General features: G+C 37.7%; 17 protein-coding genes. 14 read left to right on the top strand and 3 right to left on the bottom strand.

Annotated features, from left to right (window positions below):
• The first annotated feature begins 103 nt into the window (after positions 1-103).
• From MHB82_RS30190 to MHB82_RS30180, 3 genes are all read left to right on the top strand, one after another.
• Positions 104-346 (top strand): hypothetical protein, encoded by a 243-nt coding sequence (locus tag MHB82_RS30190; protein WP_341176789.1) that lies wholly within the window; start codon positions 104-106, stop codon positions 344-346.
• A 201-nt stretch (positions 347-547) separates the two neighbouring features.
• Positions 548-1249 carry a phosphodiester glycosidase family protein gene (locus MHB82_RS30185; RefSeq protein WP_341176788.1) on the top strand — a complete coding sequence of 234 codons (702 nt, stop codon included), beginning with the start codon at positions 548-550 and terminating at the stop codon, positions 1247-1249.
• An 897-nt stretch (positions 1250-2146) separates the two neighbouring features.
• The gene (locus MHB82_RS30180) at positions 2147-2617 is read left to right on the top strand and encodes a hypothetical protein (protein WP_341176787.1); all 471 of its coding nucleotides are present in this window, start codon (positions 2147-2149) and stop codon (positions 2615-2617) included.
• A gap of 91 nt (positions 2618-2708) precedes the next feature.
• On the opposite strand, the gene MHB82_RS30175 is transcribed toward MHB82_RS30180, so the two are convergent.
• The gene (locus MHB82_RS30175) at positions 2709-3452 is read right to left on the bottom strand and encodes a phosphodiester glycosidase family protein (RefSeq protein WP_341176786.1); all 744 of its coding nucleotides are present in this window, start codon (positions 3450-3452) and stop codon (positions 2709-2711) included.
• Positions 3453-4652: 1200 nt separating this feature from the next.
• Entirely contained in the window at positions 4653-5240 is a 588-nt protein-coding gene (locus tag MHB82_RS30170; protein ID WP_341176785.1) for a hypothetical protein, read from the bottom strand.
• A 198-nt stretch (positions 5241-5438) separates the two neighbouring features.
• Between MHB82_RS30170 and MHB82_RS30165 the strand changes: the two genes are divergently transcribed.
• The 7 genes from MHB82_RS30165 to MHB82_RS30135 all read left to right on the top strand — a co-directional run bounded on the left by MHB82_RS30165 (position 5439) and on the right by MHB82_RS30135 (position 10761).
• A complete protein-coding gene (locus tag MHB82_RS30165) occupies positions 5439-6437 on the top strand; it encodes a stalk domain-containing protein (RefSeq protein WP_341176784.1) in 999 nt (332 codons plus the stop codon).
• A gap of 24 nt (positions 6438-6461) precedes the next feature.
• Positions 6462-7406, top strand: coding sequence for a hypothetical protein (locus MHB82_RS30160; RefSeq protein WP_341176783.1), 945 nt, complete (start codon positions 6462-6464; stop codon positions 7404-7406).
• Positions 7407-7508: 102 nt separating this feature from the next.
• Positions 7509-8057: a DJ-1/PfpI family protein gene (locus MHB82_RS30155; RefSeq protein WP_341176782.1), complete on the top strand. Its 549-nt coding sequence runs from the start codon at positions 7509-7511 to the stop codon at positions 8055-8057.
• Positions 8058-8125: 68 nt separating this feature from the next.
• Positions 8126-8371, top strand: coding sequence for a hypothetical protein (locus MHB82_RS30150; RefSeq protein WP_341176781.1), 246 nt, complete (start codon positions 8126-8128; stop codon positions 8369-8371).
• Positions 8372-8750: 379 nt separating this feature from the next.
• Positions 8751-9470, top strand: a complete 720-nt coding sequence (locus MHB82_RS30145) for a hypothetical protein (RefSeq protein WP_341176780.1) — start codon at positions 8751-8753, stop codon at positions 9468-9470.
• Positions 9471-9583: 113 nt separating this feature from the next.
• Positions 9584-10171 (top strand): hypothetical protein, encoded by a 588-nt coding sequence (locus MHB82_RS30140; protein ID WP_341176779.1) that lies wholly within the window; start codon positions 9584-9586, stop codon positions 10169-10171.
• A gap of 245 nt (positions 10172-10416) precedes the next feature.
• Entirely contained in the window at positions 10417-10761 is a 345-nt protein-coding gene (locus MHB82_RS30135; protein ID WP_341176778.1) for a hypothetical protein, read from the top strand.
• A gap of 249 nt (positions 10762-11010) precedes the next feature.
• Here the strand turns inward: MHB82_RS30135 and MHB82_RS30130 are convergent, their stop codons facing one another.
• Positions 11011-11457 (bottom strand): hypothetical protein, encoded by a 447-nt coding sequence (locus MHB82_RS30130; RefSeq protein WP_341176777.1) that lies wholly within the window; start codon positions 11455-11457, stop codon positions 11011-11013.
• Between the two features lie 423 nt (positions 11458-11880).
• Between MHB82_RS30130 and MHB82_RS30125 the strand changes: the two genes are divergently transcribed.
• The 4 genes from MHB82_RS30125 (at position 11881) to MHB82_RS30110 (ending at position 15130) form a co-directional block, all read left to right on the top strand.
• Positions 11881-12084: a hypothetical protein gene (locus MHB82_RS30125; protein ID WP_341176776.1), complete on the top strand. Its 204-nt coding sequence runs from the start codon at positions 11881-11883 to the stop codon at positions 12082-12084.
• 213 nt (positions 12085-12297) lie between these two features.
• Positions 12298-12465, top strand: coding sequence for a hypothetical protein (locus MHB82_RS30120; RefSeq protein ID WP_341176775.1), 168 nt, complete (start codon positions 12298-12300; stop codon positions 12463-12465).
• A 753-nt stretch (positions 12466-13218) separates the two neighbouring features.
• Entirely contained in the window at positions 13219-14925 is a 1707-nt protein-coding gene (locus MHB82_RS30115; RefSeq protein WP_341176774.1) for an LPD1 domain-containing protein, read from the top strand.
• Entirely contained in the window at positions 14903-15130 is a 228-nt protein-coding gene (locus MHB82_RS30110; protein WP_341176773.1) for an aspartyl-phosphate phosphatase Spo0E family protein, read from the top strand. Before MHB82_RS30115 ends, MHB82_RS30110 begins: the two co-directional genes overlap by 23 nt.
• Positions 15131-15560 lie beyond the last annotated feature (430 nt).

Here is a 15560-nt window from a genome sequence, read left to right as displayed (position 1 = left end):
CAAATGAAGTTGGCAAAAAGGTCATTCATTCTATTTACTTGGAGGGGAAATCTGAAAAAAAAGTGGCAGATGAATTAAATATTACACAACAGGCGGTGAATAAATGGAAAAAGAAGACTTTAAAGATGTTATCAGTGAAGCTGACTTCATAGCATTGGTTGAACTTGCCAGAGAGGGAGATCAAGATGCTTTCTTGAAGATCGTTGATTTTTTTGAAGAAGACATGATACAGCTAGCCAAATACATCAAAATGCCTAGGGAGGATGTTATGCAGAGTTTAAAGTTAGGATTATTAGAATTGATAATCGAACCAACAGAAGAGGTAGTCAACTACAATGAGAAATGAAGAACAATAAAGCTGTGCATCGAGAATGTACGGCTTTAAATTTATACATAGTTACGTTACACCGAAAAAGCTCCTTTTAATGATAAGGAGCTTTTTTATTTTTCTAAAAATAAATGACGGGATGGTTGTTAAACAGCCTTTTAATTCACCTTACTAGTGAGGGTAGAAAGTAACCCGAAAAAATTGAAGGAGGAATTATTTATGTCAACAGTCCCTTATACATTCCAAATCAGAAAGTTTAATCAATTCGGAGCTGACTATGAGTATGCGGTTTTACGAACAGATCTGAGTAGAGTAAAACCAGAGATTATTAATGCACAGATGAAAACGAAACCGCATATTGGGGTCAATGGTGGTTTTTTTCATAGTACTGATGATTACAAAAGTCCCCCAGCTGGTCTGCGAGCAATTAGTTGGTGGAAAGGGGATAGTAACTCTTACCGTTATAACGGTACTGCTACCAACCAACTGAGTAGAAAAACGTTTGTGGCGTATCGTGATTCCAGCAATCTAATACGTGGAACACATATGTATGCAAAAAACCTAGATGAGGTTCTTGCTAATTATCCTACGGCTACAGCGGTTATTGGCGGAAATGATTACAATGATTGGGGGCTTGATGGGACATTTGCAACCTGGAGAACCGCTTTTGTTTGGGATAATTCATATCGATATGGTTACATGATCGTGACCCAAAATAAAACTGTGAATATTGGTACCTTGAAAACCCACATTGAAGCGATGGGATTTGATCCTGTTAATTCCATTGTACTTGATGGTTCAGGCTCTTCAACCATGCGAGTAGTCGAGAACGGGGCTGTTAAGCTCTACTCTTCTCAAAAAGACCATGTCCGTTATATAGGAAACATGATCCGTGTTTTTGGTTACGATTATTATGGTTGATTTTCTATGCTATCCTGCTAAAATATGGTTAAATATATTTAATTAGGAGTGAATATGAACAATCTAAAAAAGGTATTATTGCTGAATGTTGTGATCTTATCTCCCATTTTAGCATTAGTTACTGCTTTCATTTTTTCCCAAACCAATCGCGTTGAGCTCGTTGACCTTGGAGATTCATTCCACTTTTTGTTTATGTTCTTGGTTATTACTCCTATGAATATAATCTTGAGTCTGGTTTCTTACTTTAGCCTTTTAAAGATAAAAAATAGAATTGCCGGATTCCTACTATTTCAACTATTGGCAGTACTCTTTATTATTCTGTTGACGACGTTTGGTGTTGAATTTCATTTACTGGCCTTTATATGGATATATTTATGCTTTAATGGATTGTTGGTCCTGTCAATTGCTTTTCATAATAAACAGACTAGCTAAAAACAAAACCTACAAGTGCCCTTTGATTCAAGAGGGTTACTGTAGGTTTTGGCTTTTATGCATATCTATATGGAAAGACTAAAACAAACATGAATAAGATGTGTATCTAACAAGCTAATGTTCGTGTTATTCCACAATAGCGATAGTTGACCAACAGATAGTACACTTAGAGCATAAAAATCTCATAAAATGATGCTTATCTTTAATAGTCTACGTAATCTTTAGTCTAATGAGACATAATATTGAGTTGAATCTAAATAACGGTTTCCTATCGTATTAACTAATCAGAATATACTCTGCTGTTTGATTATGTATACAAGCCTTACACACTAAATAGAGCTGCACTGGGGTAAAAGGTCAGACAAGAAGCATTTCACTTTCAAGGCCTTCACGGAATAAATGTAACTTATTGGATTTATTTGCGTCTATTGTAATGAATGTTACTTAGGTTAGGAGGATGTAGTAATGAATATAAAAAGGGCATTATTAGCGAGTAGTATCGTTTTAAGTGTGTTACTTATATCAGCTTGTGGATCTGATGAGGCCAAGGCGCCAGATCCAGCTCCATCTACAGGGCAAGAGTCCAATCAAACAGAAGAAGATCAAGCCAAAGAGGATCAACAGATATTTGTTGATGAATCGAAATATGAAGGCGAGGAACAAGAATTAGTCAAATTATTAAATCTATCTACAAAGTACAGAAATGAAGGTGATGAAACAGCATATATGGCTCTTATTAGCGACGAACCAAACACACCTATAAATCAGATGAATTCTAAAAAGATTGCAGATTTGAAAATTGACAGTATTGATGGGGTTACCGAGACTCAAGGAACCATCAGTGCTACAGTAACAACAGAAGGTGATTCTCCAGGTTCAACAATGTACGTCTTTCACAAAATTAACGGAGAGTGGAAAATCTATGATATTGATTAATACACTACTGAGTTAATATGATATTTGATTTAGATTTATGTACACATGAAAAAAAAGCGATGTGCTTGAGCAACATCGCTTTTTAGTTGTTTTAAACCCAATCCGTTGCAGCGACTCTGACCATTGTATAAATCGGTCTATTTTCGCCTCGAGGATCAAAGTTGGCTGGAACAGGGTTTCCGTTTCGAACATTAGCGTATTTCATTTGAGAAGATCCACCACCATCCAACATGATGGCTAGATTACAACCACGATTGATCATAAACTGTCTAACTCCCCAAGCATTTTCATTGGCAAAGACAGCCAGCCAAATTTTTGATCCGTCCCAACCGATTGCAGTCCTTTGGTTCTTTGTCGTTGGACCAAAGCGAAATGCATTTTGGCTTCCTGCTTTGGTCTTATTGCAGTCACCTGCAGCATCTTTACCATGAATTGCTGTGTAGAACGCATCAGAGTTGGCATAGGAGACATTCGGAAACAAACTATACCCACCAATGGCCCATTTTACATTACTTAAACTTGCTTCGCTGGCATAATCCACTACACCAGTCGTGATTGAAGATCCACCGTTGTAACAAAACATAGTACCTCGCTTCGTTAGCGTGCCACAAGCCTGACCGGTGCGTGTACCTCCTGATCGAACTGCGCTACCATTTTGCATAGCAATTCCGACTAAAGTTGCACCCGAGAAAAAGGTCCCATTTACACCGAAATATGCTTGATCTTTAACGGACTTTGCACCAACGTCAACCACAGAAATTGCTGCCAAATCTGCTTTAATCGTGTGGACGGTCTCACCATTGTGACTGTATGAAATATGTTGAGCTACTGTCATTCTAATTCCCCCATATTAAGTAGTTTAAGATTAGAATTTAGCGGCCGCTATTTTCTCTCTCACATATATAGGTAAATGACAAAGTAATTTAACAACCATCGAGTAAAAACAATCATTAAAAAAAGTTGAATCCGGTTTAAAATGTCCCATCTGAACTTACAGAAATGGAACCTATCTTTGATTGCTTAAAGTCTATATAGCAACAGAGAATAACTGTTATACTCATTTACGTCATTAGTAAAAAAACTACATACGATAGGAGAACTAAGAGGTATGCAGAAGACGTTTAAATCATATAAACCTTTAACTTCTGTAGAAAGTCGAAAGTATCCAACTAGAATCAATCAACTTCATGTCGGAGAACATTGGAAGTGATGAAACTACCATAAAATATGATACAAAACAAGAGTTAGGGCTAGCCTTATTTGTATTTGAGAAAACCGATGGCACGTGGATTATCTCTGAACAGACAAACGAAAATGGTTAATAGAACTTTTGTGAAAGTATACGTAATTAAACTGCAGAAAGGGTAACTGTCAACTCATTTTGGCTTAAAGAGACTGTTAACATGGGCTCTCCATAACTTTACTCAAAGCTGTCTGAATTCTGAATAAGAATTTGATAATTTTGTCTGCAAAGAAATGGTGTGGTGATATATCGTCTAGAGAATAACGGGTCGGGTGTAGAGATTAGCTTTTTACCGGCTGGACAAAGAAACGGGTAGGCATCCCAACAGAAATAAATTCACAAATTTCGGTAGCAAACGTTGCTGCCTTCATTCGCAAGTCGATGAAATTTCTGTTTCGTGTAAAATTCAATGACTTTGTTGAAAGGAAAGATAACACAAGCGGGCAAAAAGCCTTGCCGCCTAAACCGGTTCGAACAATGTGTGATACGGGAACAAGTGAGATGGTTATAACCCAATATGTAGATCACAAGCTAACTTTGAGTGAATTTCACTGGTTCGAAGCATGCATTTATCATCATAAGAAAACTGGTACCTTTACTCCCACGTCATCAATACTGGATCGACGTATTTGGTGAAGGCGTTTATATAACAGTAGCTTAAAAGAAGAGAGCGATTGGAGTACTTAATGATTCGGATGAATAAATCATTACTATGCCTTCTTAAGAAATAAAAATCAAATAGGCCCAAGCATTGCTAATATGGACCTTTAAATTTACTATACTAATTGTTCATTACTTTTTATTTTGTGGCATAAGTATCTCGTAAGCTTCAGTATCAAAAGTGTCAGCTTGAATAAGCCACTTATCATTTTTGTTTACTAAAGATAGTCTTCCTTCTAATGGAACACTCTCACTATCCCCGCTTTGCTTTTCTATTTTAAGATCCAGTGTGTAATCAAGATCTACATAATCCTCAATTTCCTGATAAACTGTAAATTTTATGTTTTCTGGCTTCAATGAAGCTTGGTGAGTTTCAGCTGCGCGTAAAGGCATTACAACATTAGTTGCATTAACAGGTTTTTCTGTGAAGTTTTCTGCAAAAAAAGATTCCAACTCTTGATTTCGCTCGGTAACAGTATCAATATTCAAAGGTGATTCCGGAACCTCGCTAATTGTATATTCTTTCAACTTGTAAACTTCAGCTGCTTTAATGGCTTCTTCTGTTGCTTGAGAAGTTGGGCTTTCATTAGGCATTTGTATATCGGAATTTTCAACAGGAGTCTGTGCCTCAGACTCATTTGGAGTAGCTGATTCACTACATCCTGTCACTAAAGTAGCTGATATCAATGTTAATGCTAGCATCCAAGATAATTTCTTCAACGTGTAAATACCCCCTCCATTTTAGGATAATATTAACATAAGTAATTTTAAAAAAACAAATTAGTTTCTAGATATTGAATCATTAATTACAGTATTGCTCTAGTTTAAAACAATTGATTATCATGTCCATCTTACCTATAATCAAATAGGCTTATGAAAAATATGCCAAAGTAATATAAATTTTGAAGGGGGATTCTATTGCATATTAAAAAGAAGCTAGTTTTATCGTGTTTGGTTTTTAGCTTACTCTGCGCTCAGATCGCACTACCTATGGACGCCTTAGAAAACAAATCAAACCTAGGTAAACAAATTATTATTCAGGCGGGAAACCAACAGATATTGGTTAATGGTCAGCTAACCGTACTTGACGCGATGTGGGGGCTTTCGCCCGTTTTAGAGAACGGTACGATTTATGTTCCAGCTAGAAATATGGTGAGGGAGCTTGGGGGATCCGTCAGGTACAAAAACGATGATCAAAAAATTACGATATCCTTGGATAACAAGGTACTGACCACGTATGTTGGAAGTAAAAAGATCTTTCTAAATGGGGTTATGAAATATGTAGAGAAAGAACCTTTCGTCTATGACGGTGTGGTTTGGATCCCTATTCGTACATTAACCAACGGATTTGATCTCGTCAGTAAATGGGATCAACCCAATAAACGCTATGTCATTTACGTTGGCGGAAACGGTCAGCGCTGGTATGAAGACAATTACACCACTAAAATTTCGGATCACTACGGAAGTTATTACGATCAAACCATTGGATATACAGTGAACTATGATTTGTCTTGGGGAGATCCACTCGTTATCCAAAACGAAGATGGAACCATCTCAACCATCTTTTATCAAAGTAATCTTTTGCAAATCTCTTCTTATTCTGATTACATGCTATCGTCCTATTCAAATCAAGAAGGACTTGTCCTTGAAGAATCGTATGAAGAGTATTTGCACCGAGCAAATTTAATGTCTGGCAATATTAAAGAAGATCAACCAGGCGTAGTAAACAAGCTTTATACGATTGTTGAGAAAGATCAAGGGGCCATATTATCTTATATCGTATTTTTTAAAGAAGATCAGGTGGGTGTAATCGAAATTGTTGCCCACGAAGACATCTATGGGAAGGAGAAAGAGGTTTTAGAAGAGTGGAAACGGTTAATGAAAACAAGCTTTAAAATAGATGGATCCGTTGGATAATGTAGAATTTAAAGGAGAGTTACCATGTTAAAGAAATCTATTATGCTTAGTTTAGTCCTCATCTTTTTCATTGCAAATCTTGCTATGAGCCAAGCATCCTATGCTGCTAGCCGTTATACAGGTACATGGAGCGACCAGTATGATATTGGCTCTTACGGGATGAATCAAATGTTGTTGAGGATGAAGGACAAAGGAAATCAAGTCGAAATAGAGGTATCCAACGATTACTATCTACCCACCAACGACAGCAGAAACAGTTTTTTGAATGCGAAGGGGAGATACCGGAGCAGTTTCATCACCGGAAAGGCTACGTTCAATTCACAAGGAACCGCGAGCTTTACATATAAGGACGAATATAACAATGGAAAAATGACGATAAGCGTGAAAAAGGAAAGCGTGACAGTGACTTGGTCCGGAAAAGAAACGTCGGATTACTCTTTCCCTAAGGGAACATTTAAGCTAAACAAGAAGGTAGATCTTTCATCGACGGAGTCCAAGAAGTTAGGGGTGTTTCTTAGCAACTTCACTGAACTACAACTTTACAAATTTGATGCGAAGAAAGTAAGTAGTTCCGATCTCATTCGCTTCGGGGTATGGCATAACTACATCAACAACTTTAACTCCAGAATAAGTTCGATGAATGGAAAGCTCTATATATCTAGATCATCTGTGGAAACCTCCATATTAAAGTATTTCAATATCACATTTAAAAATCATCGCTCCGTACTCAATCTGAAATACAATGGAAAAGGGTACGTCTTTGATGGTGCTGATGGAGAAAGAGTCTTATATGTTCAGGTAGATGAACTTTACGATATGGGAAGCAACCAATACAGAGTGAATGGACATTTATATGATCCGGAAGATTCTAATGACATGATTGTAAGCCGTGTCGATGCTACGGTGAAGAAAGTAAAGACAGGTAAGGAGTATAGATATGTTCTTACACAGCTAAGTGTAAAACATTGAGAACTTGTTAACGGGATTGCTGATCGCAATCCCGTTCTTGCCTTTTGCTCGACTGAACTCAACATTCAAGGTTTAATTAATTCAAATCGATAGGAGTGTATTATGAAGTTGCATGTCCTCATCTATGATGGATTTGTTAGTTTTGAGATTATGCTTGCAACGTATTTACTAAAAACGAAAGGAGACATGGTTACTGTTGGGTTATCTACGGATCCCGTAACTTCATATGAAGGATTTAAACTGATACCTTCCGTAAGTATCCCTGAATTAAGAGCTGATGACATTCAGCTTCTACTAATCCCAGGTGGAGATATTCAGGACATCCAGTCTCACTCGGCCCTTAACACTTTAATTAACAGGCTAGATCAAAGAAATGCATATATAGCCACGATTTGTTCAGCTAGTCAGCTTCTAGATATGGAGAGGTTATCTGCTGAACAAAAAAAGCAACTACTTACTAACCCAGCAGGAGTGACCATAGAAGGAAACCTGATCACAGCAAAAGCAAATAAGTACGTCGATTTTGCAATTGAGTTAGGAAAAGTAATGGACATCTATAGGGATAAAGAGGACCTAGAAGAGACGATACAGTATTTTAAGCTTTTCAAAGAGAAGTTCCATTTCTTCAGAACAGAAACAACCGAATTTTGATGATGTCCATACTAACCGGGATGGCATCGAGATAGATAGTTGAATAGCAGAGGATACAAGGTGATCATATGAATGAAACTTACGAACAAATCATTGAGTTTATGGAGGAACATAGAGAAATAGAATTTGTCTTCAAGAATAAACCTTATACTTTCCTTTCAAGTAAAAGTGGATTTATCCTCGTATGCGAAAATAGAACTCAAGGTCGTGTATTTGAGCAATATGAGCAAATGGTACATGAGAGTAGAATAGACGGGAAACCATTTTTAGAGCTGTTCAAGAACGGTGAGATCACAATCACAGCCGTTTTGTAAACATTGCCAACTTCTAAACGGCATACGGGCATTCAAGACCCACCGCCAAAGATTCTTTGCGGTGGGATTTTGTTTTTAGAAGATATGTATTCAGGCATTTTTTGGACTGGTCTAATAAAGTGAGATCTATTCTTCGAAATTTACACACATTTGTTCAGCTAACGGAAGGAAAAAATTGCTCGTATCTAAAGGGACTATTGTATGTTAGGTTAAGGTGTCTGTACTGCAGATTAGAGGTTTTACAAATAATACATAATTCATTAGGAAGGGTTCCTAGATACTCAAGTAAGCGAAAGAGCTAACGGTCATATTGTTTTAAATAGGCAGGGAACCAAACTGTCTGAAAACGGTATATTATATTGAAGTATGGGGGTGAAAAATGTCCATTTTAAAAGAGTTCGATTTGGACATTCCGTATATAAATAGTGGAACACCAGAGGATTACGAAGCAAATTGGAAACAAAAAAGAATTCAATTCAGAGATGAAATCCGTTGTGTCGCTTCATTAGTTGAGCGGTCATTTGAGCAATATAAGACCTCTGATTCATGGAAAGTGCTGATCGAAGTAGTTGATGTCATAACCGATCCTGGAGTGAAAGACTTTTCAGGTGTTTGTAGAGTACAAGTTCAATTCCATGTAGATACATTTTTCTCCAAAAATGATGAAGAGAAAAAAGAGGCCACTCTGGACTTAATGAGAAGAGGCATTTATTCTATCATACTTGCAAAGGGTTGGGATTCCGTTCCTTTTGAAAGAGCATTGGAAATAGCAAAAAACCAAAACTTGATTAATGAATGGTACTGGAAAAAGCCTTTAGTCAGCTCTAATCGAAAATATAAAGCCAGTCTGTATATAGTGCATGAAGTAAAGGGTATAAAAGGAATTTTAATTGTCGCAAACAAAAATAACGAAGAAATCCTTCGAGTAGAGGCCTTTAGAGATCGTCCCAATGAATGGGCTTATTTGCGTTTTCTCGGAAAATTGGAATGGTCAACCCATAATGAGGTTGTGCTTTTAGATAAAAGAAATAATGTTGTCGGGAAAGCAACTGTAAACAAACCAAGTGATTTAGATATATTAAATAAGGACATGCGGTAGCTTGTCAGGTTGATCACCTACCTTGTTGAACACGTTAAAGATCCATGATAGAAGCAAATACACGCTACTAAATACACATGTACAACCAAATCAAAGAGATCGAGGAGCAATCAATGCTAAAAAGACTATTCAAAAAAAACACTATCGAACAACATTTTTGGGACTGGTTTAGTAGAAATAATGAGAAGTATCATAACTTAGTAACTTCTGAACAAGAACAATTATTTGACGAGTTACATGAACAGCTAATGCGAGTACATGGTGAATTGACTTTTGAATTCAGTTCATTACATATGGGAATAAGAGAATTTGTTCTTAGTGGAGAAGGCATAACAGAAATGATACCCGTGGTTCAGGGGCTAGTAGATAGCGCACCTCCACTGGAAGGGTGGAAAGTAACGGCTTTCCGACCTAGGATGGAAACCGACATACAAGTGAATTTTGGAAATTATCTTCTTAAAGCTGACAATGTAACATTTGATTATGAGACCATTCCAAAAGGTACCATGTTGGATATAACTCTATTTATTCCACAGTATAGTGACGAAATGAAATCCGCAATTTATATACTGCTGGATGGAATTCTCGGTGAATACGATGTAATGACGAGAATCCGATTTATTGAATTTAGATTATCCGGAAGAAGCTTAAGCATTCCTCTAAAACAACTTCCTATAATTGTAGACAACTTGCAGCGCTAGTACAATTCTTTCTGGAATTGTTAAACCCTTTGGAAACTGTTCTTCGGTTGGTATAGCGTAAGCAACGGAAAAGGAGCCTAATAACATTATTGTTGCTAAAATGGAACTAAATAACTTCTTTCTGTTTTTTTGTTTTATACTTCCTAAAATTCGGGTTTTATTACGTCGGTATTTACTTAACTCGAGTCTCAATAATTGAATTAAAATACACATTTTAGGTTATAAACAACTGGGAGGGATTTATTATGAGGAGCAAAGTGTCGTTAATTATTTGTCTGACTTTTCTTTTGGTTTTATTAGGGGCTTGCGGGACGGGGGGTGTACAGCAGGCTGAAAGTGAGCACTGGGTTATTAAGTTTGAGAGATCATCAGGGTCATTTAGCCTTGCATATATTGGGGATGAGACACAAATAGATGATCTCGTATATAGTGTAAGCGGCACGAATATTAACCAAGAGGGTAAAGCTTATACGTCACATGAAACACCATTCAATATTTCTGGAGTGGTAACTGATGCTGAGAAAACAAAAGATCCAATTGAATTTAAAATCAACTGGAATAAAAAAAGTGAAAATGTGACTTTTGAATAGAGACTGACTAGTCGAACGAGCCTAAAAGATTATGGGGCTCGTTTTGTTTAATAAAGTATTAATTAAACATTAAATTTTGAACCCAAAATAAATCCGTACTGGCTTTGTAATGAGAGCATGTCGGACCCCACATTGCACTTTTTACGTGAAACAATAGGAGCATAGAAAAAGGCCCGAATGAAACGCACGGCTGCACACTTCAGCATTAGACCAAGGCGTTCCTCTTCTCGCCTTATTCCTATTTCATTTTTATGAACCCCTTGCAAGAGCTGAACCATTGAAGGATACAGGACCAACAAGGGTTACCGGTTTTTCTAATGTACTTGATACATGCATCGTGTACCGAATCTGACCATTTGCAACAACATTTGCTGAAGGGGAATCACCTGCAGTAAAACTTAATAGTGTAGTACCAGCCGATAAGTCAATTCTTGAATTAAATACAACAGTACCAAAACGAATGGTACCGGTATTTCCGCGGACAACATATATATTGACTATAGTTGGAGTAGATGCAGAAACACCAATTGTTCCCCAAAGTTGAACACGTACGCTTTCTTGATTGGGAGTTCCTACAGCGGCAATTGTTTGAAGACCGATATCCCCTACGAAAGCAGCGGTTGCTATTACTATTCGGGTGCCAGAGTTATAAATGTTATGAAGGGACAAACGTGAATCAAGGAATAGAACAGACATGTTTATCACCTCGCTTTATAAATACTTTATGCGTGTAGAGGGAGAATGCTTGGACAACGTTGGGTACATCAGTAAAATGGTCTTGTTCGTCCTCTATTGTTACAAGTAGCTATGCTTTTATAGCAAAGAGCGTAGAGTTTTTGCGGAGACCGTTCGGGTGCATGCTTTTAGGACGTAACAACAACATCATACATAACACATTTAAAGTCGTTCCTTAATGGATCGGCTTTTTTAACTCTGCAAAAGCCGTGCAGTGGTTGATGACATGTAGAGTGGAGGCCTGGGTCGACAGAATCCGTTATTTAGAAAAGATATTATTGACTATTAAATAATTAAGGCAAATTATTACAAATGTGTGTTATAATGTTTCTATATTTATCATATAACACTCTGAATTTATGAGAACAAGAGGTGTTAACATTGATGAAAAATAGAAACATAACTGGTATTATAGTGGCCATAATATATTGTGTTGTTCTTTATGTTTTTTTAACTGATGGCCCTCCTGGTGAAGCTCCAAACAATCCGTTATGGGTTTATTTATTGATTCCAATAGGAGCTGTTGTAATTACGTCACTTTTCGATTATGTGATTAAGTTCGATTTCTTCAGAAAGAAAATGAAGTAGTAACAAAGCTAAGAAAGAATGGAGGATAAAATGATAGGATCAAAAAATACTAAGACATTTTTCGCAGGAGCTTTGCTCTCTTCATTTATCTCACTACCATCCTTAGCTAAGGAACAAGTAAATGTCTCATTCCATCTTTAATATGCTAATATGAGGCTCATGAATTATTCTATGGCCTCATCTTTATTTGGCATGATGTAAGGAGCAAGAATTATGGATAAAAAAGAAAAGAAGTATATTATTGCTATTGTTATACTTGTTGCAGTTGTAATGGGTGTTATATGGTATTTTAGATCGGGTTATTTATTAAAAAAACCAGAGATGCCCGAAGGAAATATTGAAATTCAAACAAAAATGGTTGATAGGGGTACTATTAATTGAAGAAATGCTGAATACACGGAAGGACAAATAAAGATCGGATATGAAATGAATGGATTCAGTCTGAAAGAAGCTTTATAGTGACGGAAATTTAATTTCAACTTCTGGCTCGACCGATGGAGGCTTAATAGAATTAAACGAACAGCATTATTACTTTGTCGGTTTTGAGAATATTGATCAAGTTAATCTGCCTGACTCTATAAATCTAATTGTGGAAATTACAGTGATACCAAATGATTCTGGACAAAAACCTCTAACGGCATCTTTTAATGTGGTCCTTGGTAAAGAAATGTAATAGATCAAATATTCATATTATTCTTTGGTTTAAAAGGGATGCGATTGTTGACCAATACGACTATTGAAGTGACATATGCATCAAGAAGAATCGATGTTTAGTCATTGTGTTCACGGTAAAGGAACGTATCAAAATACATGCTTAATGTATTACCACTATCGGCAGCACAAAAGATTCAATAATTTTACAATCATCCTTCTCTACGGTATACTGAACATATTACGAAGAACATTCATTTTCTTTGTCACTTCATGTGACAAAGACGGAGCTGCTAATTGAAATTAGCTTAACATGGACCATTTCAGGAGACTTAACACATACGGGATACGTATGTTTAGTCTCCTTTTTTGCGTTCAAAACTAGGAGGATGAGATCATGTAATCTCGAGAAAACCATGTTGCCCAGTCACTGGCGGAGAAAAATACTCCCGCCAGGTGCGGGAGGACGTGGAGGTAATTTTAATGACTCAGTATTCACTATTCGACTATTCTACATCTCAAGGTATCGGCACTCCCGAGGGTGCTGAACGGTTTATTGGCTCTACACCTAAGGGAGCCAAGAAGACTTCAAGGAAGATCTATGTACATGACGTTGGAGAAGAATTGAAAGGTGCCAAAAAACATTTGAATCAACAGTCCAGTATAGATTGGACAACGATCGAAGAAGATCCAACCATTGCATACCAAAAAATAAGTAAAAATGAATTGTTAAAAGATTGGGATGTAAAAGATCTCAAATCAGACGGGTTTTGTTCCGAGGCTGCTTACGCCATTAAACTCATTTGGGCGAAAGTCTGCCAGCGTCCAGAGGATACACCTCGGCAACGTACAGACTTCATTAAGGCGGTCGAGACATTAAGAGCCCTTCTATCGGATGCCAGAGATAAGGAAAGACTTACGGAAGCCATCAAACAGATAACCGAAGCTGTGTACCACGCTAAGCTTGCAACCTACGCACACCAAATTCAAGAGAAACCTGAACTAGATAATTATCGGTACTGGTTAGCTTTAGGTGATCGGTTTAAAACATGGATCCTTGGTACCCGGAGTACGCGTCCTGCATACATATCTCTCATTCAAAAGGCGTTTCATACCGATCAGGGGAGGGACTGGAATTGGCTAAAAACAGGGGGAGAGAATAGGAAACAGCGTAGAGAGACGAAAGTAAAATGGGAAAGACTTGTGCCCGAAGAAGTTGTCCGGCAATCGGACCAAGAATCTGGTGTTAGACGCCCAGAAGATTTGGTAGAGCTATTCGGATTCCGTGGAATTCAATTTGGCCAGTGGGTGCAAGATGTCGCTGGAAGATATCACGTCTTGTGTTGTGGCCATGCACTTACAGATCTTGTAACGATCCTGGACTTACCTATAAAAGCCGCCTCACTCTATGGATTATTAGGACTTGCATTCGGTGCACGAGGTTCTGGGGCTGCCTCAGCTCATTACGAGCCGGGCAACAACATCATGAACATTACCAAAATCAGAGGCGGTGGATCGCTTTGCCATGAATGGGCACATGCACTGGATTTCAATTTATACTCCGTGTCCCATCGGTATACCAATGGAAGACAGGTTTCGCTCTCCGGTAATGTGCCGGGTTCCCACTTACCTCATGATGTCGGGAGAGCCTTTCAAGAGCTCATGAATGAAATCAAAGAGGGAGAAGGATTGAAACAAGTTGTTGTTCCATATCCTCTCCCCAGGGAGCAACACGGATACCGAGCTAGAGTGGCTGAACTTCTGAAACAGCACAATTACAATATCGACGCTACGATGATGGCCCTTAAACAGAGTAACTATCGGATAAAACCTCGTATGTGGAATGATATCGGCTTAATGTATTGTAATATGTTGAAACGTGGAGGCATGGAGGTTCCAACTACATTCGGTATTCCTACAGATGAAAGTAACTTTTTGCTTGATGCTAGAGAACGCGGTCCTTACTGGCGAAGAGAACATGAACTTTTTGCCAGAGCCTTTGAATCTTGGATTGAAGATGAACTGAATGAGAAGGGGTTGACCAATTCCTATCTGGTTTCCGGTACAAGATTCGGTGGACCTTATCCAACACTCGAAGAACGTCAAAACATCAATGATGCTTTCCGTAACTGGTGGCAGACACTACATCGTTCAGGCATTCTTCATGATGACCAACATTGGAATAGATAACGATGGATCGGAACAACCGATACAGCATATTCAATGGGGGGGTTCAATTGTGGATAAGGATACCGCTATTCAAGTGAAAATAGAACTGAAGCGAGCAGAACTGCACAGAGCAAGCATACGCTATGGTTTGCAGTCTGAAGAAGCACTGAAAATTTCGCAAGAGTTAGATGTACTTCTGAATGAATTTAATAACTCAAAAAAATAGTAAAAAGCGCAGCTACCCAGCTGCGCTTTTTTTGTGATGAAATCTATTCTTCCATTTCACTTCTTAGTAAATCTTATTTCTAAGGATTAAAGATAGTTATTATTTGTTCTCAGGTTTTGAGAGAAGGTCCTTCAAACGTTGAGAGGGGGTATCTCTAGTTTTGAGATATAGTGTCTCAAATTGTATAGAGGGATTCTTCAATTTTTGAGAGACCTCACCGGCTATCTTTATTTGAGACCCAGCCTCTCAACATTTGAGAGGCAATATTTTTGCTTAATTACCGCTTATCAACATATGAGAAGTGCCACCTCTCAAAATTTGAAAGACAGCTGTTTATTCTTTGAGAAGTAGCTTTTCATAATTTTATAGGCTGCCTCTCAAAATTAGAGACACAGAGTGACACAGATATAAAAGCAGCTTTAATTGACTT

The sequence above is a fragment of the Paenibacillus sp. FSL K6-2862 genome, from assembly GCF_038005125.1.
GTDB classification, from domain to species: Bacteria; Bacillota; Bacilli; order Paenibacillales; family Paenibacillaceae; genus Paenibacillus; species Paenibacillus illinoisensis_A.
Note: the sequence above shows the minus strand (reverse complement) of the source record. Positions and strands in the feature narration are given on the sequence as shown.